At 41.6% G+C, this 24,141-nt stretch carries 26 protein-coding genes; 13 read left to right on the forward strand and 13 right to left on the reverse strand.

Features of this window, described 5'->3' with window-relative positions; all coding sequences use genetic code 11:
• The first annotated feature begins 138 nt into the window (after positions 1-138).
• The 5 genes from map (at position 139) to FM038_RS17045 (ending at position 6,191) form a co-directional block, all read left to right on the forward strand.
• A complete protein-coding gene (map, locus tag FM038_RS17025) occupies positions 139-936 on the forward strand; it encodes a type I methionyl aminopeptidase (RefSeq protein ID WP_142874522.1) in 798 nt (265 codons plus the stop codon).
• A 106-nt stretch (positions 937-1,042) separates the two neighbouring features.
• A complete protein-coding gene (gene glnD, locus FM038_RS17030; protein WP_142874523.1) occupies positions 1,043-3,616 on the forward strand; it encodes a bifunctional uridylyltransferase/uridylyl-removing protein GlnD in 2,574 nt (857 codons plus the stop codon).
• A 185-nt stretch (positions 3,617-3,801) separates the two neighbouring features.
• Positions 3,802-4,626: a 2,3,4,5-tetrahydropyridine-2,6-dicarboxylate N-succinyltransferase gene (gene dapD, locus FM038_RS17035; protein ID WP_142874524.1), complete on the forward strand. Its 825-nt coding sequence runs from the start codon at positions 3,802-3,804 to the stop codon at positions 4,624-4,626.
• A gap of 219 nt (positions 4,627-4,845) precedes the next feature.
• Entirely contained in the window at positions 4,846-5,190 is a 345-nt protein-coding gene (locus FM038_RS17040; protein ID WP_142874525.1) for a DUF3718 domain-containing protein, read from the forward strand.
• 656 nt (positions 5,191-5,846) lie between these two features.
• A complete protein-coding gene (locus FM038_RS17045; protein WP_142874526.1) occupies positions 5,847-6,191 on the forward strand; it encodes a DUF3718 domain-containing protein in 345 nt (114 codons plus the stop codon).
• Between the two features lie 87 nt (positions 6,192-6,278).
• Here FM038_RS17045 and purU read toward each other — a convergent pair whose 3' ends face one another.
• The 3 genes from purU to FM038_RS17060 are packed head-to-tail and all read right to left on the reverse strand — an operon-like array spanning position 6,279 to position 9,048.
• Positions 6,279-7,112 carry a formyltetrahydrofolate deformylase gene (gene purU / locus FM038_RS17050; protein ID WP_142874527.1) on the reverse strand — a complete coding sequence of 278 codons (834 nt, stop codon included), beginning with the start codon at positions 7,110-7,112 and terminating at the stop codon, positions 6,279-6,281.
• A 50-nt stretch (positions 7,113-7,162) separates the two neighbouring features.
• Positions 7,163-8,632, reverse strand: coding sequence for a PTS transporter subunit EIIC (locus FM038_RS17055; protein WP_142874528.1), 1,470 nt, complete (start codon positions 8,630-8,632; stop codon positions 7,163-7,165).
• Positions 8,584-9,048, reverse strand: a complete 465-nt coding sequence (locus FM038_RS17060) for a flavodoxin (RefSeq protein WP_142874529.1) — start codon at positions 9,046-9,048, stop codon at positions 8,584-8,586. Before FM038_RS17060 ends, FM038_RS17055 begins: the two co-directional genes overlap by 49 nt.
• Before the next feature lie 100 nt (positions 9,049-9,148).
• On the opposite strand from FM038_RS17060, the gene FM038_RS17065 reads away from it, so the two are divergent.
• Entirely contained in the window at positions 9,149-9,340 is a 192-nt protein-coding gene (locus FM038_RS17065; protein WP_142874530.1) for a hypothetical protein, read from the forward strand.
• Here the strand turns inward: FM038_RS17065 and truC are convergent.
• A complete protein-coding gene (gene truC, locus FM038_RS17070) occupies positions 9,332-10,135 on the reverse strand; it encodes a tRNA pseudouridine(65) synthase TruC (RefSeq protein WP_419555650.1) in 804 nt (267 codons plus the stop codon). The genes FM038_RS17065 and truC overlap by 9 nt on opposite strands.
• Positions 10,136-10,208: 73 nt before the next feature.
• On the reverse strand, positions 10,209-10,529 hold the full coding sequence (locus FM038_RS17075) for a YqcC family protein (protein WP_142874532.1): 321 nt from the start codon (positions 10,527-10,529) through the stop codon (positions 10,209-10,211).
• Positions 10,530-10,685: 156 nt separating this feature from the next.
• Here FM038_RS17075 and FM038_RS17080 point away from each other — a divergent pair, with 156 nt between their 5' ends.
• Together FM038_RS17080 and FM038_RS17085 are read left to right on the forward strand one after the other, a co-directional pair.
• Entirely contained in the window at positions 10,686-11,699 is a 1,014-nt protein-coding gene (locus tag FM038_RS17080) for a DUF3549 family protein (protein ID WP_142874533.1), read from the forward strand.
• Complete coding sequence (locus FM038_RS17085; RefSeq protein WP_142874534.1) at positions 11,696-12,085, forward strand: DUF3301 domain-containing protein; 390 nt, start codon at positions 11,696-11,698, stop codon at positions 12,083-12,085. The genes FM038_RS17080 and FM038_RS17085 overlap by 4 nt, the downstream gene beginning before the upstream one ends.
• Positions 12,086-13,131: 1,046 nt before the next feature.
• Here FM038_RS17085 and FM038_RS17090 read toward each other — a convergent pair.
• Together FM038_RS17090 and FM038_RS17095 are read right to left on the reverse strand one after the other, a co-directional pair.
• On the reverse strand, positions 13,132-13,449 hold the full coding sequence (locus FM038_RS17090) for an Mpo1-like protein (protein ID WP_142874535.1): 318 nt from the start codon (positions 13,447-13,449) through the stop codon (positions 13,132-13,134).
• Between the two features lie 23 nt (positions 13,450-13,472).
• Positions 13,473-14,111, reverse strand: a complete 639-nt coding sequence (locus FM038_RS17095; RefSeq protein ID WP_185965867.1) for a GNAT family N-acetyltransferase — start codon at positions 14,109-14,111, stop codon at positions 13,473-13,475.
• Positions 14,112-14,281: 170 nt separating this feature from the next.
• Between FM038_RS17095 and FM038_RS17100 the strand changes: the two genes are divergently transcribed.
• Positions 14,282-14,509 carry a DUF2789 domain-containing protein gene (locus FM038_RS17100; RefSeq protein ID WP_142874537.1) on the forward strand — a complete coding sequence of 76 codons (228 nt, stop codon included), beginning with the start codon at positions 14,282-14,284 and terminating at the stop codon, positions 14,507-14,509.
• Positions 14,510-14,522: 13 nt separating this feature from the next.
• Here the strand turns inward: FM038_RS17100 and FM038_RS17105 are convergent, their stop codons facing one another.
• Positions 14,523-14,879 carry a DUF3192 domain-containing protein gene (locus tag FM038_RS17105; protein ID WP_142874818.1) on the reverse strand — a complete coding sequence of 119 codons (357 nt, stop codon included), beginning with the start codon at positions 14,877-14,879 and terminating at the stop codon, positions 14,523-14,525.
• Positions 14,880-15,043: 164 nt separating this feature from the next.
• Here FM038_RS17105 and FM038_RS17110 point away from each other — a divergent pair, with 164 nt between their 5' ends.
• Both FM038_RS17110 and FM038_RS17115 read left to right on the forward strand, forming a co-directional pair.
• Entirely contained in the window at positions 15,044-15,367 is a 324-nt protein-coding gene (locus FM038_RS17110) for a hypothetical protein (protein WP_142874538.1), read from the forward strand.
• Entirely contained in the window at positions 15,367-16,140 is a 774-nt protein-coding gene (locus tag FM038_RS17115) for a Zn-ribbon-containing protein (RefSeq protein ID WP_142874539.1), read from the forward strand. The genes FM038_RS17110 and FM038_RS17115 overlap by 1 nt, the downstream gene beginning before the upstream one ends.
• Positions 16,141-16,181: 41 nt before the next feature.
• Here the strand turns inward: FM038_RS17115 and syd are convergent, their stop codons facing one another.
• Positions 16,182-16,847 (reverse strand): SecY-interacting protein, encoded by a 666-nt coding sequence (gene syd, locus FM038_RS17120; protein ID WP_142874540.1) that lies wholly within the window; start codon positions 16,845-16,847, stop codon positions 16,182-16,184.
• Positions 16,848-16,907: 60 nt separating this feature from the next.
• On the opposite strand from syd, the gene queF reads away from it, so the two are divergent.
• A complete protein-coding gene (gene queF, locus FM038_RS17125; RefSeq protein ID WP_142874541.1) occupies positions 16,908-17,765 on the forward strand; it encodes an NADPH-dependent 7-cyano-7-deazaguanine reductase QueF in 858 nt (285 codons plus the stop codon).
• A 333-nt stretch (positions 17,766-18,098) separates the two neighbouring features.
• Here queF and FM038_RS17130 read toward each other — a convergent pair whose 3' ends face one another.
• From FM038_RS17130 to FM038_RS17145, 4 genes are all read right to left on the reverse strand, one after another.
• Positions 18,099-18,917 carry a hypothetical protein gene (locus tag FM038_RS17130; protein ID WP_223292888.1) on the reverse strand — a complete coding sequence of 273 codons (819 nt, stop codon included), beginning with the start codon at positions 18,915-18,917 and terminating at the stop codon, positions 18,099-18,101.
• 93 nt (positions 18,918-19,010) lie between these two features.
• Positions 19,011-19,682: a hypothetical protein gene (locus FM038_RS17135; protein WP_142874542.1), complete on the reverse strand. Its 672-nt coding sequence runs from the start codon at positions 19,680-19,682 to the stop codon at positions 19,011-19,013.
• A 200-nt stretch (positions 19,683-19,882) separates the two neighbouring features.
• Positions 19,883-20,788 (reverse strand): LysR family transcriptional regulator, encoded by a 906-nt coding sequence (locus FM038_RS17140; RefSeq protein ID WP_195873100.1) that lies wholly within the window; start codon positions 20,786-20,788, stop codon positions 19,883-19,885.
• A 96-nt stretch (positions 20,789-20,884) separates the two neighbouring features.
• Complete coding sequence (locus FM038_RS17145; protein ID WP_142874543.1) at positions 20,885-21,796, reverse strand: LysR family transcriptional regulator; 912 nt, start codon at positions 21,794-21,796, stop codon at positions 20,885-20,887.
• Positions 21,797-21,978: 182 nt separating this feature from the next.
• Here FM038_RS17145 and FM038_RS17150 point away from each other — a divergent pair, with 182 nt between their 5' ends.
• Positions 21,979-24,021: an alkyl/aryl-sulfatase gene (locus FM038_RS17150; RefSeq protein ID WP_142874544.1), complete on the forward strand. Its 2,043-nt coding sequence runs from the start codon at positions 21,979-21,981 to the stop codon at positions 24,019-24,021.
• Positions 24,022-24,141: the final 120 nt, after the last annotated feature.

Below are 24,141 nucleotides of genomic sequence, written 5' to 3' on the forward strand. Positions count from 1 at the left end.
ATCTAAGGACTCCATAGAGTCAAACATAACGGCGCGCTTTATACCATATTGCAGCCTAGAACACAAATTTTGCAGTGATTTACTGTTGTAAGATTTATGTTGAATTCCTCATAAAATGAGACACGAGAGATAGCCTAAATGAGTATAGTGATAAAGACAGCTGAAGAGATTGAAAAGATGCGCGCCGCAGGCAAGCTAGCAGCTGAAGTGTTAGCAATGGTAGCTCCACACGTTAAATCAGGGGTTACGACTAATCAACTGAATGATATCTGCGCTAAGTTTACCGAAGAGCAAGGCGCTACCTCAGCTCCTCTCGATTATCACGGTTTTCCTAAGTCCATTTGTACATCAATTAATGAAGTCATCTGCCACGGGATCCCAAGTGACCGTGCACTAAAGGACGGCGACGTTATCAATATCGATATTACCGTGATTAAAGATGGATTCCATGGTGATACCTCAAAAATGTTTCTTGTCGGCGATGTTAGCGCCAAAGATATGCGCCTTTGCCGTATCGCTCAAGAAAGCTTATATGCCAGCATCCGCAAAGTGCGACCAGGCATGAAACTCGGCGAGATTGGCACTATTGTTGAAAAATTTATCAAGACCAAGAAAACCGGCCTTGAAAAGTACAGCATTGTTAAAGATTACTGTGGCCACGGTATCGGCGCTGGTTTTCATGAAGAGCCTCAAGTCATGCATTACAAAAACAGTGACAAAACCGTCTTGCGTCCAGGTATGTGCTTTACCATCGAGCCAATGATCAATGCGGGCCGACACACCTGTATTTTAGATCAACAAGATAACTGGACAGTCACGACTTCAGATGGTAAAAAATCGGCACAGTGGGAGCATACTTTACTTGTCACTCAAACTGGCGTTGAAGTACTTACTCTTCGTGCTGAAGAAGACTTCCCAAGAAAGATCAATCACTAAACGAGTCGTATTCATCTAATTCCCTTGTTTAGTCACTGAGTTCTGCGGGATAAGACATAAACCAATTTACACCAGTAAATTGGTTTAATTTTGTTAAAGGAACACCATGCCCACAGAATCTGCCCAACTCGCTAAAGCTTCACTGCTCGCTCAAAATCACGATCTACTAGCACGATTTCGTCAAGAAAGTTCAATTAAACATCTGGTTTCCCAACGCTGTCAATTTGTAGATAAACTCCTTATTCAGCAATGGAAAAATCATAATTTGGACAATTTTTCTATCGCGTTAATTGCGGTAGGTGGCTACGGCAGAGGCGAGTTGCACCCACAATCCGATGTCGACCTATTATTTCTAAGTGGTTCGGAGCTGTGCCAATCTGCTGAGAAAGCATTAAGTGAATATATTGCTTTTCTTTGGGATGCGGGGTTAGAAGTCGGACACAGTGTTCGTAGTATTGATGAAACCATCAGTCAGGGCAAAAATGATGTCACCATTGCGACAAATTTGCTTGAGTCACGTTTATTATGCGGTCCGAGTGAGCTCTACCAATCTCTGTACCATTCAATAAGAAAAGATGACTTTTGGCCACCAAACAAATTTTATCTTGCTAAACGAGACGAGCAGCTTGCTCGCCACGCAAAAGCCAACGCCTTTGATCTCGAGCCCAATATCAAGACCTGCCCAGGTGGTTTAAGGGACATACACACTGTCGCTTGGGTCGCTATGCGCTATTTTGATGCTTCAAAGGCTGAAGATCTTGTTCAGCATGGCTTTCTTGAACCCGATGAACTCGAGGAGCTATTAGAGTGTCAGTCATTCCTTTGGGAGTTGAGGTTTGTTTTACATCTAATTTCGGGCCGAGATGAAAACCGCTTACTCTTCGACGTTCAACGTCAAGTCGCCGATATTATGGGATATGAAGATTCGACTCAACTGGGCGTTGAGCAGATGATGAAGCGTTATTATCGTACTGTCAGACGCGTAATGGAGCTCAATCAAATGCTGTTACAGCATTTTAAGCGAGCAACCTTGGGTCACACTAAGGCCTTAGCCATTGCTCCTATCAGTTCAGATTACCAACTACGCGGTACATATATTGAATGCTTAGCGGCAAACATGTTCGATAAGCCGGTAGAGATCATGAATCTCTTCTTTCTCGTCGCTAAAAATTCCAATATTAAAGGTATTTATGCGCCCACGTTAAGGAGTTTACGAAAAGCAAGGCGTTCACTCACTCAACCATTGATGGCAGAAGAAAACTGCCGAATTGTATTCCAGCAAATACTCCGTCACCCAAGAGGGATCGCCGCCCTCTCACTAATGCATAGGCATGGTGTATTATCGGCTTATTTACCCGCATGGAGAGATATTGAAGGACAGATGCAGTTCGATCTTTTTCATGCTTATACTGTCGATGAGCATACCCATAGGTTACTGCTCAATATTGAACGTTTCTCACAACCAGAGCAAAAAGATGAATTTCCACTTGGCTCTGTGCTGATCAATCAACTGCCTAAAAAAGGGCTATTAGTGTTAGCAGCCATCTTCCATGATATCGCTAAAGGGCGAGGTGGCGATCATAGTAAATTAGGTGCCATTGACGCACTTGAATTTTGTAAAAGTCATGGGCTCAATAATCATGATGGCCGGCTCGTCAGTTGGCTAGTAGAGAACCATTTGGTCATGTCTGTCACAGCACAGCGGCGTGACATATCAGATCCCGATGTCGTCGCAGAATTTGCAGATAAGGTTCGTGATGCCGTTCACCTTAGTTATCTCTATTGCCTGACGGTTGCAGATATATGTGCCACCAATGAAAAAACATGGAACAGCTGGAAAGGCTCCCTACTTCGCGACCTTTATTTCTCAACCCAGCGTGTACTCGCTAGAGGAAAAGAAAAACCTATCGATATCCGTGCTCGGGTTCGTGAGCACCAAGCTAAAGCTAAAAAAGAACTCCTGCGCCGAGGAGTAAAAGAAAAAAACTTAGATGCTTTGTGGCAAAGATTCAAAGCCGATTATTTTTTAAAACATCAGCCTAATCAAATTGCCTGGCACTCAGAGGCCATTCTCAAACATAAGCAAAATGAACCATTAGTCCTTATTTCTAAGCATACTATTCGGGGGGGAACTGAGTTATTTGTTTACGGCCCGGATAAACCCAAGTTATTCGCCACTGTTATGGCCGTACTCGACAATAAAAATATTAACGTTCATGATGCAAGTGTGATGACTTCAAAAGATAATTATGCGCTAGATTCTTTTGTTATATTAGAGCAAGATGGTAGTCCTGTTTCTCAAATAGCCAGAATTCAGGGACTTAAAAAAGCGTTAACTAAGTCCTTGAGCAAAGACACCCCTAAGCTACCAAAATTTAGAAAGATACCTCGTCAGATGAAGCCTTTCAAAGTGGCTACTCACGTGAGCTTTATTCCATCACGTCGACATGGCACGAGTCTGATGGAGCTCATCACTTTAGATAGCCCAGGTTTATTGGCAAAAATCGGTGACACACTTTATCGATGTAATATTAAACTTAAGGCGGCCAAAATCACGACAATAGGTGAGAGAGCTGAGGACTTCTTTATGTTGCAAAATGCCGATGGGGAACAGTTAACCGATGAGCAGCAACGTATGCTAAGTGAAAACCTCATTCAAGCACTTAAACAAGCAATGTAATTTCAGCCTCACATCAGAGAGAACTGTTAAGATAGCAATTGGCATTATGCGACAGGTAGTCATATTCCTGTTCAATCTCAGTTATGCCATCTTAACAGTAAATATTTATTCAAGTTTATCGTATAATTACACCCTTATTGAGATGGGTAGAACAAACAACAGTCAAATATAATTGGGAGAAGTAAATGGAGGCTTTACGCCAACGCATAGAGGCGGCTTTTGAAGCTCGCGCAGAGATCAGCCCTAGCACAGTAGATGCAAGTGTTCGTGCAGATGTTGAAAGAGTGATAGGCATGCTCGATAAAGGCGAAGCGAGAGTTGCAGAGAAGATTGATGGTCAATGGCATGTCCATCAGTGGCTGAAGAAAGCTGTACTACTTTCATTTCGTATTTTCGACAATGGTGTTATCGATGGTGGTGAAACCAAATATTTCGATAAAGTCCCCATGAAATTTGCCGATTATGACGAAGCGCGCTTCAAAGAAGAAGCGATCAGAGTTGTTCCACCTGCAACGGTTCGTAAGGGTTCCTTCATTGGCAAGAACACTGTACTCATGCCTTCGTACGTAAACCTTGGTGCTTATGTTGATGAAGGAACTATGGTCGACACATGGGCAACCGTAGGTTCTTGTGCTCAAATTGGTAAAAACGTTCACTTGTCAGGTGGTGTAGGTATTGGTGGTGTATTAGAACCATTACAAGCAGGCCCAACGATTATCGAAGATAACTGTTTTATTGGCGCACGCTCAGAAGTCGTAGAAGGTGTCATCGTCGAAGAAGGCAGCGTGATCTCTATGGGCGTTTACCTAGGGCAAAGCACGCGTATTTATGACCGTGAAACCGGTGAAATCCATTATGGCCGCGTTCCAGCAGGTTCAGTGGTGGTATCAGGGACTCTACCGTCTAAATGTGGCACCTATAACCTATACGCTGCAATCATAGTAAAAAAAGTTGATGCAAAGACACGCGGTAAAGTCGGTATCAATGAATTGCTAAGAATCGTCGATTAAACCGTCAATTCGATAAGGTTAAAACAAGATGAAGCTCTCACCAATTGTGGGAGCTTTTTTATGCCAACACCTCTTAAAAACACAAATTGTTACTCAGAGAAACACTCTGATCCCACCACTACATCTTGATACATTTAACTACGAAAACCACCCTGCAAACCTAGCAGAAACAGTCTTAAATCTAATCAACCCTGAATAAAAAGATGCTAGGAGCAGCCCATGAAAAAATTTCTAATCATCGCAGCCATTGCACTCAGTCCCATGGCTTTCTCTGTCTCAGCAGCGATGTCGGTTCATATGGAAAACACGCTAGTCGCCGTGTGTAAAGCCGGAGCCAGCAACAGCCTGTATAAGTTCAGAGATACGATGAAAAGCTACCGTATCAATAAACAAAGAGTCTTCCCTCGTTTAGTCTGTAATGGCGAAAGTTTTCATCAATTTGCACTAAGCCATAACGCAGATAAGACAGCAAAACGTATTGCTCCCTATATGAGAGGTACTGTGACCATTAAAGATATCGCAATGACCTACGGCTCAGATCAAATATTGGCCGTTAACTATTAAACATAGCTACTATATCCTTTCTGTCAAAAAGAGCCTTTAATAGGCTCTTTTTTAATTTATACGATAAAAGCAAAATGTAACTAATACCAATTCCATTAAACATATCATCAATTCAGAGCTTTCTCAGGGCTTTAAATTCAAGGCGCATTGTTGACGAAATGGTTATTCCCTTTTGAGGCAATGCAACACAGAAGTAGAAGCCCTGAGAAGCTCACGAAGTGCGGGTTTAAAAACACTTTAAGCTGCGAAAGTGGCTTTCGATATAGAATAACTATTAGCTTCAATCCCCTTATCTTGCCTACAGCGTTTTTAACTCCCGCTGAATGGTCACTTATTTAATGGAAATGGTATAATACCTATACTCACAAAACCCTATATCAAACCGCTCCTAATCATTTGTCATTATAGTGAATTGATATTTTCAATCACTATTTAATCCATATTTTTATAACTATAAAGAATAGCTAATAACAGAATAAGCAGATGAGGAATAATTTGTTACTTCAGGAAACCTCCTGAAGTCACTTATAAATTTAGATACACTTAGCTACAAATATCATACAGATTTCCGTCGGTTTTCCCGCTTTAATGTAGTCATGTCAATAATCATCATATTTTAAAACAGCTAATCAACCCCGTAACGCTAGGAGCGACACATGAAAAAAGTAATGACACTGACGGCATTGATATTAACCTCGTTCACATTCAATGCTTCTGCAGCAATGGAACCAAAACTAGAAAAGAAGCTTATTGAGATATGCAAAACAGGTATGAGTGATAATGTGTATAAGTTCAATAAAACGGTAAGAGATTATAAAATCAATAAGCATAGAATATTTCCAAATTTAGTCTGTAATGGAAAAAGTTTTCACAACTTTGCTATTCATCATGGCTCATACCGTGTTGCAAAACGTATTGAGCCATTTATCCAAGGCAAAACTTCTATTACAGATTTAGCAATGACCAGCTCAACGTCTCAAGACTTGTCTGTCCATTTTTAATTATTTAATACATTTTTTAGAGGTGAATAAAAAGGCGCATCAGCGCCTTTTTATAATTTCATTTTTGACGGATTGATAAAGCTATATTTAAAAAATTACAGTCTTATTACCGTATACAATAACGTCTTCGTTTAACACCAACTGTAATGCCTTGCTTAGTACACTCTTTTCAACATCTCGACCATTTTTTGCTAAATCTTCAGCACTGTAACTATGGTCAACATGAATGACGTCTTGCTTAATGATGGGTCCTTCATCTAAACAGTTGTTCACAAAATGTGCCGTTGCGCCAATAATTTTAACCCCTCTTTCCCAAGCCTGTCGATAGGGAGAAGCGCCTATGAATGCTGGCAGGAATGAGTGATGGATATTAATAATGCGGTTTGGGTAATAAGCCACAAACTCAGGGGTCAAAATTCGCATAAATTTAGCAAGTACAAGGTAATCAGGAGCATAAGTCTCAATAACCTCATTCATTTTTTGTTCATGTTCAAGACGCGTGAGATCTTGATGAGAGATGAAATGAAATGGGATATCGAACTTGTCAGCAAGTGGTTTAAGATTATCGTAATTACCTACAATTGCAGCGATCTCAACATCTAGACCACCATAGTAGGCTTTCATCAATATATCGCCGAGACAATGCGCCTCTTTAGTGACCATGATGACCACTTTTTTTGTCCCTAAACTGACAAGTTTTACGTGACTCGTTTTAGGTAATACCTCATTTAAATCCGTTATTATACTAGCATCATTAAACTCTCCCTCAAGTTCAGTCCGCATAAAGAAGCGTCCTTGTTGATTATCAACAAACTCACTATTTTTAATAATATTCAGCTGATGATTAAAACAAACGCCCGTGATCTTACTAATAAGTCCCTGTGCATCCGCACAATCCGTTATCAACACTTTTCTTTCCATTGCTCACCCCTTAATTCATAAAACTAAAATCTAAAATCTGTCGCTGCATATCAGGAGCGAGTGTCGATATAACGTTGGAGTAATCGGCGCAAACTTTCAGCTTTAGTGCCATAAACAACCTGCACTCCATTACCGACAATCACTACGCCTTTGGCACCGAGTTGTTCTAATCTAACTTTATCGACTAAAGTAGGTTTCTTTACGCTAACCCTTAACCGCGTTAAACATGCATTCAAATCCGCAATATTATCTGCGCCACCTAAAGCATTTATAATCGTTCTAAGGCTTGCTTTAACTTGCTCCTCCCCTTCTATTCTGCCAGGCGTCTTCAGATTAAAGAGTAAAATAGAACCCCGAAAAACTAAATAATAAATAAGAGCAGTGATTGGCCCTAGGATAAGAAACCATTCCGTATTGCTTGATTGATTAAATAATAAAGAAAAATCGACCAATCCATGTGAAAAAACGACACTGTGATGAATATCTAACGAAATACATATTGCATAAGCAAGTCCAGTCATGATCGCATGCAAGAGAAATAACAGTGGTGCCACAAACATAAAAGCAAACTCAATGGGTTCAGTCACGCCCGTTAACCAACTTGCTGAAGCAGCTGATATCATAATACCGGCGACCCGGTTTCTTTGATTTTTGTCCGCACAGCGCCAAATCGCAATCGCAGCAGCTGGGAGTCCCCACATTTTTATTAAATATCCCCCCGCTAAATTACCGGCTAACGGATCACCAGCAAGGTACCTGGCAACTTCACCTCGAATCACCTCACCATCTTTCACAAACTGGCCCATTTCCAAATAAAATGGTGCATTCCATATATGATGTAAACCTAAGGGGATTAATAATCTCTCTACCATTCCATACAGTGCAAATGCTGCAGCTGGTTTCTGATATACCACCCAGTTTGAGAAGTTTTCTATTTGCAAAGATAAAGTTGGCCATATATGAATGAGCAAATAGGAAAGTGTAATGCACAAGGGGATCATCAGTAATGGCGCACTTCTGCGTCCTTCAAAAAATGAAAATACGGCAGGAAGCCGAACATTCTCGCTTTGTTTAACAGCAAGACAAGTCACACTTCCAACTAACATACCACCAGCGATGCCAGTATCTATCGTATTGAGTCCCCACAACATTCGCGTCGAGAGCCCATAAACATCGGCTAAGGCAGCCATACTTGAAAGGTAAACACCAAAACCAAAAACAGCCGTAAATGCCGCGATCCCTTGGTCTTTACAAAAACCAATAGAGACAGCAACGGCAAATAACATTGGCATCATAGAAAAAATTAAATTTCCGACGGCCAGCATCACTAGAGAAATAGTTTCGGGAATAAAAGGTAACGGGTTAGATGCAAGGCCTATCATCACCCCCGCTGCGGGTAAAATAGCAATAGGAATGAGTAAGGCTTGACTTAATCTTTGTGCAAATTTAAACCAATGCTTGCTTATATATTTTAAGCAACGATTTCCATGTCGTTCAATGCGTTCCAACTTAACATCCATTTTTTCGCTTCAACCTCAGGTTCCATTGTTTCACAAGCATCAATTTTTAACAGCTCACCCACTCGTGTGGCACCAAGCTCGGTTAATAACTCATCAAATTGAACCCCTGCACCACAAAAAGTCTCATAACTAGAATCGCCAAGTGCAATGACACCATATTTTAATTGCGGCAAGTAAGGCGCTGTAGACTTCATGGTTTCAAACCAAGGCTGTATATCTTCTGGTACATCGCCTTGGCCTGTGGTGGAGCAAATGACTAGCAATAACTCACCTTGTGGAGGTACAAAGCCATCAAGTTGATCATGCATCAAAAGTGATACTTCTCTCCCTTGATCCTTAAGCAAAGAGCTCAAGGTTTCAGCGACGAATTGAGCATTTCCATAGACAGTTCCAAATACCAGATTCACTTTTTTCATGTTTCAGATCGCCCTGTGACTAATTTAGTTTTATACTTCAAACATACTTTATTGATCGCCTCATGCCAACTTATTCGACTGAAACGTCAAGGGCCTAAAAATGCGACACTCCAGTAGACAGAAACATTTAAAGCATGTCCACCGTTCGGCTCATATCAGACGTATGCGTTATTTTAGAACCGTACAAAGCGTAAAAGGTTACGCTTCTGGTCAGGAACTCGCTTCAGACACGAGTTCACCAATGACTAAAGCGACTCCTCAATCTTTGGATAAAGTCGCAGAGCTAAGCTGATTCATTAGTGATTAAGAGTGACTCTTGAGCAGCTAACGCTTCATCTCCCCAGCCAAACTGTTCAAATAAAGTAAGCCATTGCTCTTCTAGTTCGGTCTCGATATGCATTCGCACCCCCGTGCGAGGATGTTCAAAAGAGATTTTTTTTGCAATTAACCACAAGCGATTAACCGCAAAGTGCTCCCTAAAAAATTTATTTTGCTTGCCATCACCATGGGTTGTATCACCCACTATAGGATGCCTTAGATGAGCCATATGTCGTCTAAGCTGATGCTTCCTGCCAGTATGAGGGCTTAACCTGACAAGCGCATAACGACTTGTCGCATATCTTCCCGAAGAGAATGGGATCTCTGTGTTGAGTAACGGCTGATAGTGGGTGACTGCATCCTGAGCTGCTTTGTTGGGATCAACATCTTTATCACCTAAGTCATCCAACTCCTGCTTAAGGGCGTAATCTAATGTATCAGCCTCATGCATATTGCCTCTAACGATTGCTAAATACTGTTTTTCAACTGTTTTGGCAGCAAACTGCTCACATAAGACATTGGCCATTTCGCTACTTTTAGCAAATAACAACACCCCTGATGTTGGCCTGTCTAAGCGGTGAACTGGAAAAACATGACAACCGACTTTATCTCGGGTCAATTGCATCGCAAAAAAACGCTCGCGACGTGCTAGATAAGAACGATGAACAAGAAGGCCAGCGGGCTTATGAATGACGACAATATCATCATCTTCAAATAAGATATCAATCTCAGGGGCAATCTCTTCTTCGCATTCCTCAGCAACAAGCAAATTGTCATGCTGTGAAAGACCAGTCTCTGTTTCAGAGTTAATCTCTTTACCTTGTTCTGTTAGGTTTACTTGTTTATCTTGGTTCACTGAGAAATTTATCCAAATCATCGAGAATAATAATTAATGTATGCCGTTCAACTAGTGCATTCCACACATGATGAGCCATTGGGGCAACCGAAATATTACTTGGTAAAGCTTGCTTATTAGCAATCAAGATCTTCATTTTAGGAATGAAAATAAACTGTAACCAGTTTTCGAACGACATAGACTCGCAACAGAAAGGTGTCGTATCAAGCATTGCTTCTTTTGAAGGGCAATCTTTAGACCATAGCGAGTGACGTGTTAACTCATCCTCTAAATTTTGCAGCTTGCGACTCGTCTCTTTATACAACACAATTCCGTCCAACGTTAACTCTGATATAGCCTTAAATAACAAATTATGATGAAAAGCATTAAGGCATCATATTTAGCACACAATAATACCATCTCCCCCCACTTCTCCCTATAATAGTCACCATTACATTACGGATCTCAGTGTTATGGCAGCGAAATGACAGAAATAACCACCCTCAGCCAGTTTTTAGCAACAGCAAATACCCAGTTCCAAGTTTATGACATGGGCAGAAGAGTACAAAACATCGATGTCATGGCGTTTCATCAATTCGAGAATTTAGCAGCGCCTTACCCTTATCCCATCCAAGGTCATGCTCAATTTGCAGTCGTCTTTTGGGATAAGAGCCAACAGCACTATATTTGGTTTCTCAAATTGCCTTTGGATGAACGCGGCTTATTATCACCGGCACCCAGAACTCAATTCATAAAAATGATTATTGAAGCCCTAGGTCGAGATCCGACAAAGGAGCTAACGGAAGAAGAGCAACAGAGGCTCGCAAATCATCCCTTTGCCTTTAAACCAACCTCAGAAAAACTGGCATTATTTAATGCATTAGTCAGAAAGCAACTCGATAGGAGTGCATCACCCCAATATGAATTTGCTTATCAGTATATTTCAGGACAAATAGATGCCGACAAATGGCAACAAGTTGGCTTACAGGGCATAGCAGATATTTGCGTTAGAGCAAACGAGCTTGATCACTCAAAACAGCTAATCAATAATTTTGAATCCAGCTCATTGGAAGTCCAGATAGCTGTATGTCAGTGTTTAGAGCACCTAACGATTGAACCAAAGCTAGCTGATAAGGTATTTGAACATCTATTAAAAGTCGACAGTTCACATAAGCTCTTCTTTTTGCGTGCCTTAGCATCAAACAAAGTGCTATCTCAACAAGCTATATCGCACTTAAAAGAGCATCAGCTTTTAGATGCTGAAGCATTAATCACAATCGCAGCCAGAAACTGGATAGCATTGACAGATGATCTTACTCGCACTGTTTTCCTAGAAGCTTTATCCTTACAGGAACAACACTTTTTTAATCAAATTTTTGCTGATATTGTGGCGATACCGGTTTTAAGAGCTCAAATACTCGCTGAACTTCGTAACCCTAATCGAAGCCCACAACTGGCAACCGCTATTGGTGGTTTATTCAAGGTAATAAAATCATGATGACAGACTTTATATTTTTTGTAGCCCTCATTGTCATTGCCGCGTTTTTTTGGCAATTACGACAAATGGCAGAAATTAGCCGTATCTTTTCACAGAAAGAATGTCAGAAGCAAAAAGTACAATTACTTGCTATTGCTATGGAATCAGCAAGACCAAGTATAGGCGGTAACAGTGGACTCACCTGGAAAGCCAAGTACATTCTTGAATTTAGCACGGATGGCATAAATCAATATAAAGCAGAACTCTGGATGCATGGCAAAAAAATTCAAAAAATTAAATGGCCTATTTTCCCGGAGCCAGAATGGATGGACGCCCCTGAATCACGAGGTTCCGTCGGGGGAAGTTGCGGCTCTCGAGGCAGTTGTAATACAGGTAAATGTAAATAGCTGTAAATAGACAAAACCTATAGATAAGAAAAAGCGCGGCTTCTAGAAGCCGCGCTTTTTGTCTCTTTTTGTTAAGCAATCCTGCTATTTATTGTGCTCCCTGCACCATCCATGCGTTTAATGTGCTCCTTGCATCATCCATGTAACGTCCTGTCAGTTCCTTGTATCAACCTAAATAAAATAAGTCGTTACTTTCCTTAACTCTCAGCAAATCCATTTACCGAGCTAACTCATCCATAAGTGTGTCCATAAGTTCATCCTTGTGTATCCTTTCAGTTCCCTTTACTCGATAATCCATTAACCGAGCTGACTCATTCCATGAGCGTGTCCCTGAGTACATCCTTGTGTATCCTTTCAGTTCCCTTTACTCGATAATCCATTAACCGAGCTAACTCATTCCATGAGCGTGTCCCTGATTTCATCCTTGTGTATCCTTTCAGTTCCCTTTACTCGATAATCCATTAACCGAGCTAACTCATTCCATGAGCGGGTCCTATATCATCCCTGTAGTATCCATTCTGTACAATCCTTGTATACAGTCTTCCAGACTATAAACTTTCCATCCTGGATAATCTTGCTTCCATTACTAATAAGTCACCCTCAATCCTAGAGAGTCTCATCCTTGATTGAATCCATTCAGTGCTGTTCCTTCAGTCACTATCGATCTTCCTGATCTCGGTATCCATTCCCTTCATGCATTTCCTTGTACGAGTTAAATTCTAGAGGAAAAGAAAGATATTTTTGTCTAAATACTAAACATTAACATTGGTGGTAAATATTCGTCACAAACAAGGAGTCAGTAAGACGTTGTATTTTATTATAAAAACCAATCAAGTGAGGTTATACCATCACTAAATAATCCCCATATCTTACAACGATGTGAGAGATCTCTTACACGCTCACAAGCAATAACAGATATAGACAGCTATCCGTAGTTAGTTTGGTTTCAAAACTAAACCTGACAAATCCTTCCTAGCCCGTTATATATGCCCGTAGGAAAGCCGAAACCAATAAATTAAGTGATCATACATTCAGTGGAATGGGTATTATTGCCTGAAAAACCGAGCCACTCTTTGGGCTAACATGACCCAATCAGCAAAAAAGCTGTAGATGGGATATTGAAAAGTAGCGGGTCGATTATTTTCAAAGAAAAAATGACCAACCCAAGCGAAGCCATAACCAACAATGGGCATTAAAATTAACAAGGGATAGTACTCAAAATAAATACTCAAAATCAGAAGAGTTAGTACAAAAATACTGCCAACATAATGTAAGTTACGGCAGGTTGTATTGCTATGTTGGCTTAAGTAGAAAGGATAAAACTCCTTAAAACTTTGATAACGCTCTGACTCTAAATCACTCATATTACTTCCTACACTTTAATGGCTTATTCACTGTCTCTGCCCCGGTAAAATAATAGTTCACCTTGAACTTTACCGATAAACAGGTTCTCTATAACGGCAAAACCATGTTGACTAAAAAGTTGAGCATGTTGATGTTCACTGGCAAAAACACCCACTCCATCCAGTTCTGGTTGCTCATCACACCAGCTCATAACTGCTTGGACTAGTTGTCCACCTAATCCTTTATTCTGTTCCACTGGCGATATTGCAATAAACTGTAATATGCCACAATGAGAGCTAGGCAGATGCTCTAACAAACATGTTTCCTTTTTGATTAAAGCTTGTGTGGATTGCCAACCAGTACTGATCAACATTTTTAAGCGCCAGTGCCAATAACGAGATTCGCCTAGAGGAAGTTGCTGAGTCACAATGCAAGCAACGCCAACCATACGTTGCTCTTCAAATAAACCGATTAAGGTTTGCTCTTGCTGCCATAGCTCGTTTAACTCTTCTCTTATTGCCCCCCTAAGCTTTTGTTCATACATTGCAAGATTGCCAAAATGCAATGATTCAATAAAAAATGGATCGTCGTGATAGGCGTTATAGAGAATGGAAGCGGCAACGCGAAGATCTTCTGCTGTTAGGTACACTGCTCGGTAATCTTCTAGAGTTTGATTATCTATTATCATTGTCGTCCCTTGATCCAGATCAATTGACAACCAATGTAGCAAGCTCTATAAAGCGTGTAAATATTAATCACCATTCATACTTTATGCATCAAATTCATAAAGATTGATCCATACTAGTAAATAGATTCGACGGTTACTCATCACAGCGACAGGAAATCAATATAATGGATACGACTCCTCAAGATCTTAGCCACTTATTCGAACAATTAGGATTAGATAATAGCGATGAAAATATTGAAAGGTTTATCACCAGCCACACGATTCCAGCAAATATATTGCTATGTCAGGCAGAGTTCTGGAATGAGTCGCAAAAAAGTTTTTTAAAAGAATCAATTGAAGAGGACGCCCAGTGGTCAGAACTGATTGACCATTTAGACGCCCAACTTAGATAGTGTTTAGCAAAAATTAAATATTTTTGTAAGCCATGCTTCCCCAGCCGACAAGTGCGTTATTACTGATGACCACTGGAGTACATTCATCTTTGGTGGTCTTACCATCGCCATTTGTACGCTGCGTTCGATAAAAAAGTACATGAACTTGTTTATCTTTCTCCATATAGGCCTCGTTAAAATCTGCAGTACCCATTAAGATTGCCACTTGATCTCTGCTCATGCCTAGGCTTAATTTTGATAAATTTGCACGGTTAACATTTTGCTTTGCTTCCCAGCCATCTTGACCATTCCAATCAGATTCTCCATCTCCAATATTGAGTACGCAACCAGATAAGCTTAAACTTGCGAGACTAATAAATGCTAAACCCATTAATTTTGTTTTCACTATGACTTCCTGTTTCTTTATTATGTTAAGCAACAAAGAAAGCAAAGAACAGGCCAACTACACATATAACAATTAGAACAAACACTTAACAATATTCACGTGTAAGCTAGTGAGCATATTTACTAAATAGATGAGATAATTAACCAACTATGAGTCCATTAGAACAAGTCTTGGCAGCGGCTAAACATTTAACAGAGTCAGGCAAAACACCCAGCCTTGCTTTGCTCAAAACAAAACTTGGCACCAGTATTTCTATGCCAATATTGATTCAAGGCTTACAACAGTTTAAATCTATGCCGAAATGCGATATCAAAGATATTCCTGAGCTTAAATTGACTGCTACGCTAACCAGTGACACGCCTTCAGAAATTCAACAACTAAAACAAGATATGCGCCAACTAAAGGCTGAGTACCAAGCCCTGCTGTCTCGTATGGATGAAATAGAAAAGAGTCATCCGGGAGCAAAGAAATAATGCATGTCGTCGAATTAAGATTCGAATGTTTTGACAACACCACAATTACCGCAGCAGAAAAAACCATTAATGGTTTACTCGAAGCATATAGAGCCAATGGGCAAATACTCGGACGTGAATTTGCAGTGGCTTTCAACGATGGCGAGTTCAAAGTTAGATTACTGATGCCAGAAAAGAGTAGCCTAGCGAAACGTTTTAATAGTCCATGGGTTCAACGTGCACTGTGTGAACTTACAGAGGCAAAGTTACTCGCCCCCAGAGAAAAATACATTGGCCAAGACATCAACTCTGAAGTCAGTAGTTCTGAAACGCCAAGCTGGCAGCTGGTCTATACCAGCTATGTGCACATGTGCTCACCAGTAAGAAATGGTGATACTTTACAGCCTATCCCTCTCTACCAACTTCCAGCAACATTTAATGGCGATCATAAACGTATTATTCGCTGGCAAACTGAATGGCAGGCATGCGACGAACTGCAGATGGCTGCGGCAACAAAAGCTGAATTTGCAGCATTAGAGGAACTAACCTCTCCTTCAAGTGATCTGTTTCGACGAGGCTGGGATATCAGAGGTCGTATTGAATACTTAACAAAAATTCCAACTTACTATTACCTCTACCGAGTAGGTGGGGATAATTTAGCATCTGAAAAGTCCCGAGCTTGCCCACGCTGTGGAAATAAAGAATGGCTCCTTGAAGAGCCATTGCTTGATATGTTCCATTTCCGTTGCGACAACTGCAGAATAGTGTCAAACATCTCATGGGATCATCTTTAGAATGAAGGTGCGAGTTCCTAGGACCTCGCGCATAATATCTTTTACTTGCCGCGCAGGTTGCGCCACATTAGCTTAATTCGATTCAACATTCCCGGATGGTCCAACTCAGGCATAGATTCTTCGATATGAAGTTCTGGAGGTGCCACTCGCGGGATCAGCTGGCTGATAAAATCATCTAAGCTGTCAGATAGCTTCTCTGATGGCTCTTCGCCTGGGATCTCAATCCAAACACTGCCATCACTGTTATCGACCGTGAGCATCTTATCGCCATCTCCTAAGACACCAATAAACCAAGTCGGTGATTGCTTCAGCTTTTTCTTCATCATCAGATGACCGATAATATTTTGCTGCAGATAATCAAAGTCAGTGAGGTTCCACGCCTGAAGTAACTCTCCTTCGCCCCAATGACTCTCAAACAACAGAGGCGCCGAAAAATTTGCGCCATAAAAGCCATGAATATCTGCTTGAAGTTCAAGCTCAAGCGCCGACTCAACGTTTTCAAAAGATCCTAAATCTTGACGTTTAACTGGCTTCCAATAAACGATAAGGTCATCATTATCTTCCGACTCAAGTTCTGCTGTAAAGTCGCCTTCGATACAGTCAGAGTTTTCACCTTTTGGGTAGTATCGAGGCGATTCCCCTAACTTATCTAAGTAAGCTTGGTGATAGGTATTCAAAAAATTATCTAATGCAGGCAGAGAAGACACTTAGCAGAGATCCAAAATTTAAGTATAATGTGTGTCTATTTTGACACGGAATATCTATCGATGACACAAGTTCATGATCCCTATACAGGTGCAGAGGCACTCGATGGCTTAACGCTTGGCAAAGCGACAGGCTATCAAGCCGAATATGATGCGTCTTTGCTACAAGGGGTTCCACGTAAACTCAATCGTGATGCCATTGAATTAACTGATGCCTTACCTTTTCACGGGACAGATATCTGGACTGGCTATGAGCTATCTTGGCTCAATGCTAAAGGCAAGCCTGTCGTAGCTATTGCAGAGTTTTATTTGAGTTTCGACAGTAAGAACTTGATTGAATCAAAGTCATTTAAGCTTTATTTGAACACGTTCAATCAAACAAAATTCGAGAATATAGAGCTGGTTCAGACGACGTTAGCAAAAGATCTCTCATCATGTGCTGAAGGTGAAGTTATAGTTAAGGTCCTGGAGCCTAAGCATTTTACCTCTCAACGTATCGTCGAGCTGCCTGGTACCTGTATTGATGATTTAGATATCGAAGTGGATGATTACAACTTTAATCCACAGTATCTAGAAAACAGTACGGATGAAAAAGCGACTGTGGCCGAAACACTTAACTCCAACTTGTTAAAGTCCAATTGTTTAATCACCTCTCAGCCTGATTGGGGCAGTGTGATGATCCGTTATCAAGGGCCTAAAATCGATAGAGAAAAGCTACTCAGGTATCTCATCTCATTCCGCCAGCATAATGAGTTTCATGAGCAGTGTATCGAGCGTATCTTTGTCGACCTGAAACGTTTCTGTCATTGTGCAAAACTCACGGTATATGCCCGCTACACACGACGTGGTGGCTTAGATATTAACCCTTACCGGAGTGATTTCGAAAACCCACCCGAGAGTCACCGCTTAGCCAGACAGTAAGCACTCGTTAACTGTCTGCTCCAGAGTGAGTGAACAATAGAAAAGAGGAAAGGATAATTGCCTAACCTCTTTTTTGTTGTCCGTTATTCACCAAACACCTTAATTCTAGATAAAAAAAACTCCCATCAACAACTTGCCAATGAGAGAAGAGAGAGCGATGCAGCTCTTTGACTGCTCTATATTTCTTGATTAACTAGCCCGCTCTTTAGGCTTAAAATCCCTGCTTTATATTGTTTACTCGAAGTTAAAAGCGCTAGGAATGGGACTATTGCCTACTTTTACTTACCACTTAAAACTTACCGCTTATAGCTAAAACCTCGTAGCTCGGCAACACTACCACCTGAACGAAAGGCCAAACTCATAGAAGTTTTCTCTATCGGCAAAATAGGTATAGGTAAAATAGGGAGAGAATTTCCAAATCTGTGTCGTCAATGTAATATCGTGATAGTTAAAATTACCCTTACTACAATTGATATCTAAAAAGCACTGTTCATCTATACCTAGCTCTGGCACTGTCACCCAGCTATTGCCACCGCGCGTATCATAAACATGGTTATAGCTATAACTGACATTCAGACGCTCATGCGCACTCCAGGATACACCCAGCATAATATCTAGGGTATCTGAGGGAGTAAAACCTAACTCCCCTTGGTAATCATCACCCAGATCAAATCCAAATCTGAATTCATCGGTATACCAGTTATAGTTAGTATCGGCCATCAGGATGACCGTCTCAGTCACTGGGATCCCGGCAAAAATACCGGCACTGTAGCCAATAGAATTAGCTTTAGCCGTCACTTCGGTAAACATAAATGCGTTATAAAAGCTTTTACCAACGCCCGCTTCCCAAAATTTATTATTGTCATACTCACCAAATACACGCCACGTTTCGCCGATATCGAAGCTGGCATTCAAGGTATAAATGGCTTCACCGTCATGCATCTTTACATCGAGTCCAACAGACTTATAAAAAGACTCACTTTCTCTACCATCAGAGTCCTTTTGTTCAGTCCCCTGCTCTATCACTATGCCCTTAGGTGGGAAGATCAGTTCAATATCGTTGGCGATGGAGCTGGCATGGGCTGTAGCTGTATAGCCAGAGAACATCCCTATTACACATATTACAGAAGGAATAATTTGAGTTAGTCGCATGCAGGCTTGCTCTCATAAAATATAAAAAGCGTCCGCCTCAAAGTAAGACGGACAAAGTCATTTAACGGTTGTAACGCCAGAACTTGCCACTCGTTAGCGCTTAGGAAGCTGACTTTTCAACTTCGCTGCATTTACCCTTGATTTGATAGTGTCTCGCTGTGCTTGTGAAAGACTAGTTTTAGGTGTTTTACCTGTATTACCCCAGCCAGCATCAATCTCTGATCTCTCCCAATCTATACGAAGTTGGCCAAGATCATCTTGGTAGATGACATAGGTGTTATCCCAAGACATAGCACCATCACGTACCGTATAGGTGCCATCACCATTGGGTTCTATGATTGCTATAGTTTTACCATCTTCTTTACGGTAGATTTTGGCTTGACCGTGCTCCTCATCGATGACGAGCATAAAAGGATTCACATCAGGCTTTGGCTTACTGTCGTTTGTCCAGCCTCCATCGTCATCAAACTCTGGCGAGTTATCGGCAGGCTTATCACCAACATCAGGGCGATCTTTACCCGCTCCCCAGTCTGGAGTATCACCGAAATCAGGTAAACCGTAACCAGGATCGGTTTCAGGTAGATCGTTATCTGGACCCGTTTCGATCGGGTTATGTGGCGTGGCAGGGATCTCAATCGGTAATTCCAGACCTGGATTGCCGAAATCTGGATCTGTGTTGTCCTTAACTGAAGAGGTTGATGAACACCCTGAGATAAAAATAGCAGCGACAATACCTGTTAAAAGTGACGTTTTAGATAAATTCATACATATGCTCTCTATAGATAAGGCGATTCGGCAAAATGGCTGAATCAATGACGAGCACTATAGCGAGTTTACAGATAGGAATAATTAAGGCTAACCATGGTTAACACATTCATAATGTGAATGTGTTCGCGTAAAAATAGCTGATATTGACCAAAATGCATTTACGGAACAATGTAATTGCATAGATAACGCACACAAACCTAGTATAGATTCATGCCAAGAATCGTCTCTCTCAACCAGATATGGGCCGGGTTGCGATTGTGCTTTTTCTTCCACACCACCTCAATATCTAACGCCTTTGTTTTGAAAGGGATCGGCACTAATTGAAGATTAAACATCTGTGCAAAACCATTGGCATAGTTTTTTGGCGCGATCCCAATAGCATCACTTGTTGACACCGCGGCAAGCAGACTCAACATAGATGATTTGCTACTGTGCACTTTACGGCTAGGTAACACCTCTTCACTAATTAAGTCTACAGCGGTGAGGTTAAAACGTCTGAGGTTAACTAATACATGCCGCTCAGCAAAAAATTGCTCTCTGGTTATCTGTTGTTGAATTCTAGGGTGATCACAACTGACAACACAGGTGGCAGGTTCACTCATCAGCAGCATTCTTTCGAAGCGGTTATCCTTGGGTAAACCAATATCAATGGCTATATCTGCTTGCTCTAGATTTAGCATCTCAAAGATCTCACCATCAAAATCGGGGGGCTCACGAAATACCACCTCAATAGGGAGATCTTGGATTATTGTATCTAGCTTGTTTTGTAGTAGATGAGCGACGACATCATTGGTAAGAATGACAAACTGACGCTCAGAAGTCATAGGGTCAAAGCCCTCTAAGCCATTAATTGTCTGCTCGATATTAGTGAATGAGTCGTTGAGCTGCTCATAGAGGTAGTTTGCCATGGCTGTGGGCTTGATATTACGGCCAGCACGAACGAATAGCTCCTCTCCGATCACACTTTTAAAGCGGCTGATGGCATTACTTACCGAGGGCTGAGTCAAATCAAGTTCCTCTGCGGCTAAGGTGTATGAACCTGTACGACAAACAGTTAAAAACACTCTTAACAGGTTTACATCGAACTGTTTATTCTGCGCCATTAATCCTCTTCACCTTTTATTGCAACGCTGATTAAAAACCAAACAGGTAGCTGCTTAATAGAGACAAATATACCATTGTAATTTCAATCAGATAGGTTACGCCCTAGATTCAACCAAGTCTAATAATGTCTCTCTTAACCACATATTGGCCGGGTTTCGGCTGAGTTTACTACTCCACACCATATGATATTGAATAGGGTTTACATCTAAAGGGAGTGTCAGCACTTGCAGGCCGAACAATTCAGCGTACTCTTTTGCATAAGAGTAAGATGCTAGAGTGATTGCATCGCTCTTCGAAGCGGTTGCTAACATAGCAAGTAGCGACGCTTGTTCTGAGTATACCTCTCTTGTAGGTAGAACCTCATCAGTCAGAAAGTCCACCACACTCAAGTTTCCCCGCTTCAGATTAAGGATGATATGTTTTTCGGCAAAGTATTGCTCACGGCTAATCGAGTCTGAGATCCTTGGATGACCTTTTCTTACGACACAGACCAACTTATCAGTCATCACCTCTTGGCTAGAAAATGAAGTCAGATCAGGCTTATTCATATCTATAGCTAAATCTATGTTTTCAAGTTGCAGCTCGTGCTGTAGCTGTTGCTCCTGAACAGGCGTCTCTCGAAATATCAGCTTAATATCCGTTGATCTAAGCCGCTGCTCTGCCGCTCGATGCAATAAACCAATCATGGTTTCATTGGCATAAACATGAAATGTCCGCTGACTAGATTGTGGATCAAATTTATTCAACCCAAGGAGCGTCTGTTCAATGCTAGAAAGTGGCTCGTCAAACTGCTGGTAAAGGCTAAGCGCCGCTGCAGTAGGTTTAACACCTCGTCCGACACGAATGAACAACTCTTCACCAACCGTGCGTTTAAGGCGGGCAATCGCATTGCTTACCGATGACTGAGTCAGATCCAGTTCCTCAGCCGCTCGACTGAAAGAAGCTGTTCGGCATACGGTCGTAAAGACACGCAAAAGATTAAGATCAAACTGTTTCTGCTGCGCCATATCAATCCCATTATGAGTGAATAAACCAAACCCTAATATTTACCATATAAATATTAACTTTAAGGTTAGCCTTAATTATTTATCAATTCAAGCCCGATAGACTAAGCCCATTAATTAGAAACACGCCAGTTGCATGTATAGATAGGCGACTGACACCAGCTTACCTTGATAGGGGAATACCTATGAAAACATCAATACTCACAGCATCAATCGTTACTGCATTGGCATTAAATGCTGTCTCATTTAATACCAGCGCTGCGCAGCATGATCATGACCACGTTCATGGCGATCTTAATGTCAATGGCAAGACTGCAACACAAACTACACTGGATCTGAATAAGGCCTTCTCGGCGACGCTCGATTGGGACAACCGACAAGCCTTCGACAACAATAAGCGAGGCCTTATTGCACCGCTAGATAAAGCCTCTGCTGCAATTATGTTTGACGACTATGCCTTTATTGACCAAGAGAGTGTATCAGCAACAGTAAATCCCTCTTTATATCGTCAGGCACAGGTTAATATGACAGCCGCTGGACTTTACGAAGTCCGTGACGGCATCTATCAGGTTCGCGGTACGGATCTGTCTAACATCACCTTTATTCGCTCTGACAATGGCTGGATTGTCTACGACGTACTCTTGACTAAAGAAGCCGCTAAAGCCTCTACAGAGTTCTTCTTCAAGCACGTGCCAGCAGGAAAAGGCCTACCTATTGTTGCCATGATCTATTCACACTCACATGCCGATCACTTCGGTGGTTCCCGTGCTATCCAGGATATGTTTCCAGATGTGATCGTCTATGGAGCAAACGGCATCACTAAAGAGACCATCGACGAAAATGTACTGGCAGGTAATGCCATGTCTCGCCGTACAGCCTACCAATATGGCGCAACACTTGGCGCCCATGAGCATGGCATCGTAGATGCGGGGCTTGGTAAAGCATTATCGAAGGGAGAGATCACCTATGTGCTTCCGGATCACGAACTTAATCAAAAAGGCAAATTTGAAACCGTTAAAATTGATGGCTTAGAGATGGTGTTTATCGATACAGCAGGCACTGAGGCACCTGCCGGTATGGCCACTTATATTCCGAGTATGAAATCACTCTGGACCGGCGAGATGATGTATCACGGTATGCATAATGTTTACACCTTGCGCGGCGCAAAAGTGCGTGACTCACTTAAATGGTCAAAAGATATCAACGAGATGATTAATGCCTGGGGCGGTGAAGTTACCACACTATTTGGTTCTCATTCATCACCTATATGGGGCAATGAGCCGATCAATGACTTCATGAAGCTTCAGCGAGATAACTATGGCTTCGTACATAACCAGTCACTACGCTTAGCTAACCAAGGCGTCGTCATGCAAGATATCGGTGATGAGATAGTAAAAGTACTCCCAAACTCTATTCAACAAGCTTGGCACACCAATGGCTATCATGGTTCATACAGTCACAATGCCCGTGCGGTGTACAACATGTATTTGGGTTACTTCGATATGAATCCAGCCAACCTCAATCCACTACCTACGCATCCGGAAGCCACCAAGTTCGTCGAGTATATGGGCGGCGCTGATGCAGTAGTCAATAAAGCGCAAGCCGACTATAAACAGGGAGAATATCGCTTTGTTGCAACAGCCCTAAATAAAGTCGTCATGGCTGAGCCTGATAATAAAGCAGCCCGCACACTGCTCGCAGATACCTATGAGCAACTAGGCTATCAGTCTGAAACTATGGGATGGCGCAATACTTACCTAACAGGAGCACAAGAGCTCAGGGTCGGCACAATGCCAGGTACACCTAAAACGGCTTCTGCCGATGTACTGGCTGAGATGTCGATCACTAACTTACTGGATTATATGGCAGTAAAAATAGATTCAAGCATCGCTCAGCACACACCATTTACGATGAACGTTCTGATACCGGACCTTAATGAAATACATTTTGTAGAGATGTCCAACGGTAACCTTAACAACGGACTAGTGACTAAAGCTAAAACAGCTGATGCAACCTTGACTATCAATAAGGCTGATGTCACTCAAATACTGCTCGGTAAGGCCACTCTTGCTGAACTGGCTAAGGCGGGGAAAGCGACGATTACTGGCAATGCTAACGTCCTAGAGGAGTTAAAAGCAGCCTCGGTTGAGTTCGATACTAGCTTTGAGATAGTTCCGCGCCCATCGAAAGGCAACGAAGTCGATGCACACTTTTATAAAAAGCACTAACCTTTTAAACTCACTTAGTGTCACACTCTATTAGCGGGAGGGGGAGCTTGTTGCCCCCTGCTTATTTTTACTCCATCTTAATCATTTCAAATTCAATGTTACAAAGCACAATTAAAACAC

It is taken from the genome of Shewanella eurypsychrophilus, from assembly GCF_007004545.3.
GTDB classification, from domain to species: domain Bacteria; phylum Pseudomonadota; class Gammaproteobacteria; order Enterobacterales; family Shewanellaceae; genus Shewanella; species Shewanella eurypsychrophilus.

Excerpts from the sequence above, each read along its gene's own strand:
- map (WP_142874522.1), top strand. The coding sequence starts at position 139 with ATGAGTATAGTGATAAAGACAGCTGAAGAGATTGAAAAGATGCGCGCC.
- glnD (WP_142874523.1), top strand. The coding sequence starts at position 1,043 with ATGCCCACAGAATCTGCCCAACTCGCTAAAGCTTCACTGCTCGCTCAA.
- dapD (WP_142874524.1), top strand. The coding sequence starts at position 3,802 with ATGGAGGCTTTACGCCAACGCATAGAGGCGGCTTTTGAAGCTCGCGCA.
- FM038_RS17040 (WP_142874525.1), top strand. The coding sequence starts at position 4,846 with ATGAAAAAATTTCTAATCATCGCAGCCATTGCACTCAGTCCCATGGCT.
- FM038_RS17045 (WP_142874526.1), top strand. The coding sequence starts at position 5,847 with ATGAAAAAAGTAATGACACTGACGGCATTGATATTAACCTCGTTCACA.
- purU (WP_142874527.1), bottom strand. The coding sequence starts at position 7,112 with ATGGAAAGAAAAGTGTTGATAACGGATTGTGCGGATGCACAGGGACTT.
- FM038_RS17055 (WP_142874528.1), bottom strand. The coding sequence starts at position 8,632 with ATGGATGTTAAGTTGGAACGCATTGAACGACATGGAAATCGTTGCTTA.
- FM038_RS17060 (WP_142874529.1), bottom strand. The coding sequence starts at position 9,048 with ATGAAAAAAGTGAATCTGGTATTTGGAACTGTCTATGGAAATGCTCAA.
- FM038_RS17065 (WP_142874530.1), top strand. The coding sequence starts at position 9,149 with ATGCGACACTCCAGTAGACAGAAACATTTAAAGCATGTCCACCGTTCG.
- FM038_RS17080 (WP_142874533.1), top strand. The coding sequence starts at position 10,686 with ATGACAGAAATAACCACCCTCAGCCAGTTTTTAGCAACAGCAAATACC.
- FM038_RS17085 (WP_142874534.1), top strand. The coding sequence starts at position 11,696 with ATGATGACAGACTTTATATTTTTTGTAGCCCTCATTGTCATTGCCGCG.
- FM038_RS17090 (WP_142874535.1), bottom strand. The coding sequence starts at position 13,449 with ATGAGTGATTTAGAGTCAGAGCGTTATCAAAGTTTTAAGGAGTTTTAT.
- FM038_RS17100 (WP_142874537.1), top strand. The coding sequence starts at position 14,282 with ATGGATACGACTCCTCAAGATCTTAGCCACTTATTCGAACAATTAGGA.
- FM038_RS17105 (WP_142874818.1), bottom strand. The coding sequence starts at position 14,879 with ATGGGTTTAGCATTTATTAGTCTCGCAAGTTTAAGCTTATCTGGTTGC.
- FM038_RS17110 (WP_142874538.1), top strand. The coding sequence starts at position 15,044 with ATGAGTCCATTAGAACAAGTCTTGGCAGCGGCTAAACATTTAACAGAG.
- FM038_RS17115 (WP_142874539.1), top strand. The coding sequence starts at position 15,367 with ATGCATGTCGTCGAATTAAGATTCGAATGTTTTGACAACACCACAATT.
- queF (WP_142874541.1), top strand. The coding sequence starts at position 16,908 with ATGACACAAGTTCATGATCCCTATACAGGTGCAGAGGCACTCGATGGC.
- FM038_RS17130 (WP_223292888.1), bottom strand. The coding sequence starts at position 18,917 with ATGCGACTAACTCAAATTATTCCTTCTGTAATATGTGTAATAGGGATG.
- FM038_RS17135 (WP_142874542.1), bottom strand. The coding sequence starts at position 19,682 with ATGAATTTATCTAAAACGTCACTTTTAACAGGTATTGTCGCTGCTATT.
- FM038_RS17140 (WP_195873100.1), bottom strand. The coding sequence starts at position 20,788 with ATGGCGCAGAATAAACAGTTCGATGTAAACCTGTTAAGAGTGTTTTTA.
- FM038_RS17145 (WP_142874543.1), bottom strand. The coding sequence starts at position 21,796 with ATGGCGCAGCAGAAACAGTTTGATCTTAATCTTTTGCGTGTCTTTACG.
- FM038_RS17150 (WP_142874544.1), top strand. The coding sequence starts at position 21,979 with ATGAAAACATCAATACTCACAGCATCAATCGTTACTGCATTGGCATTA.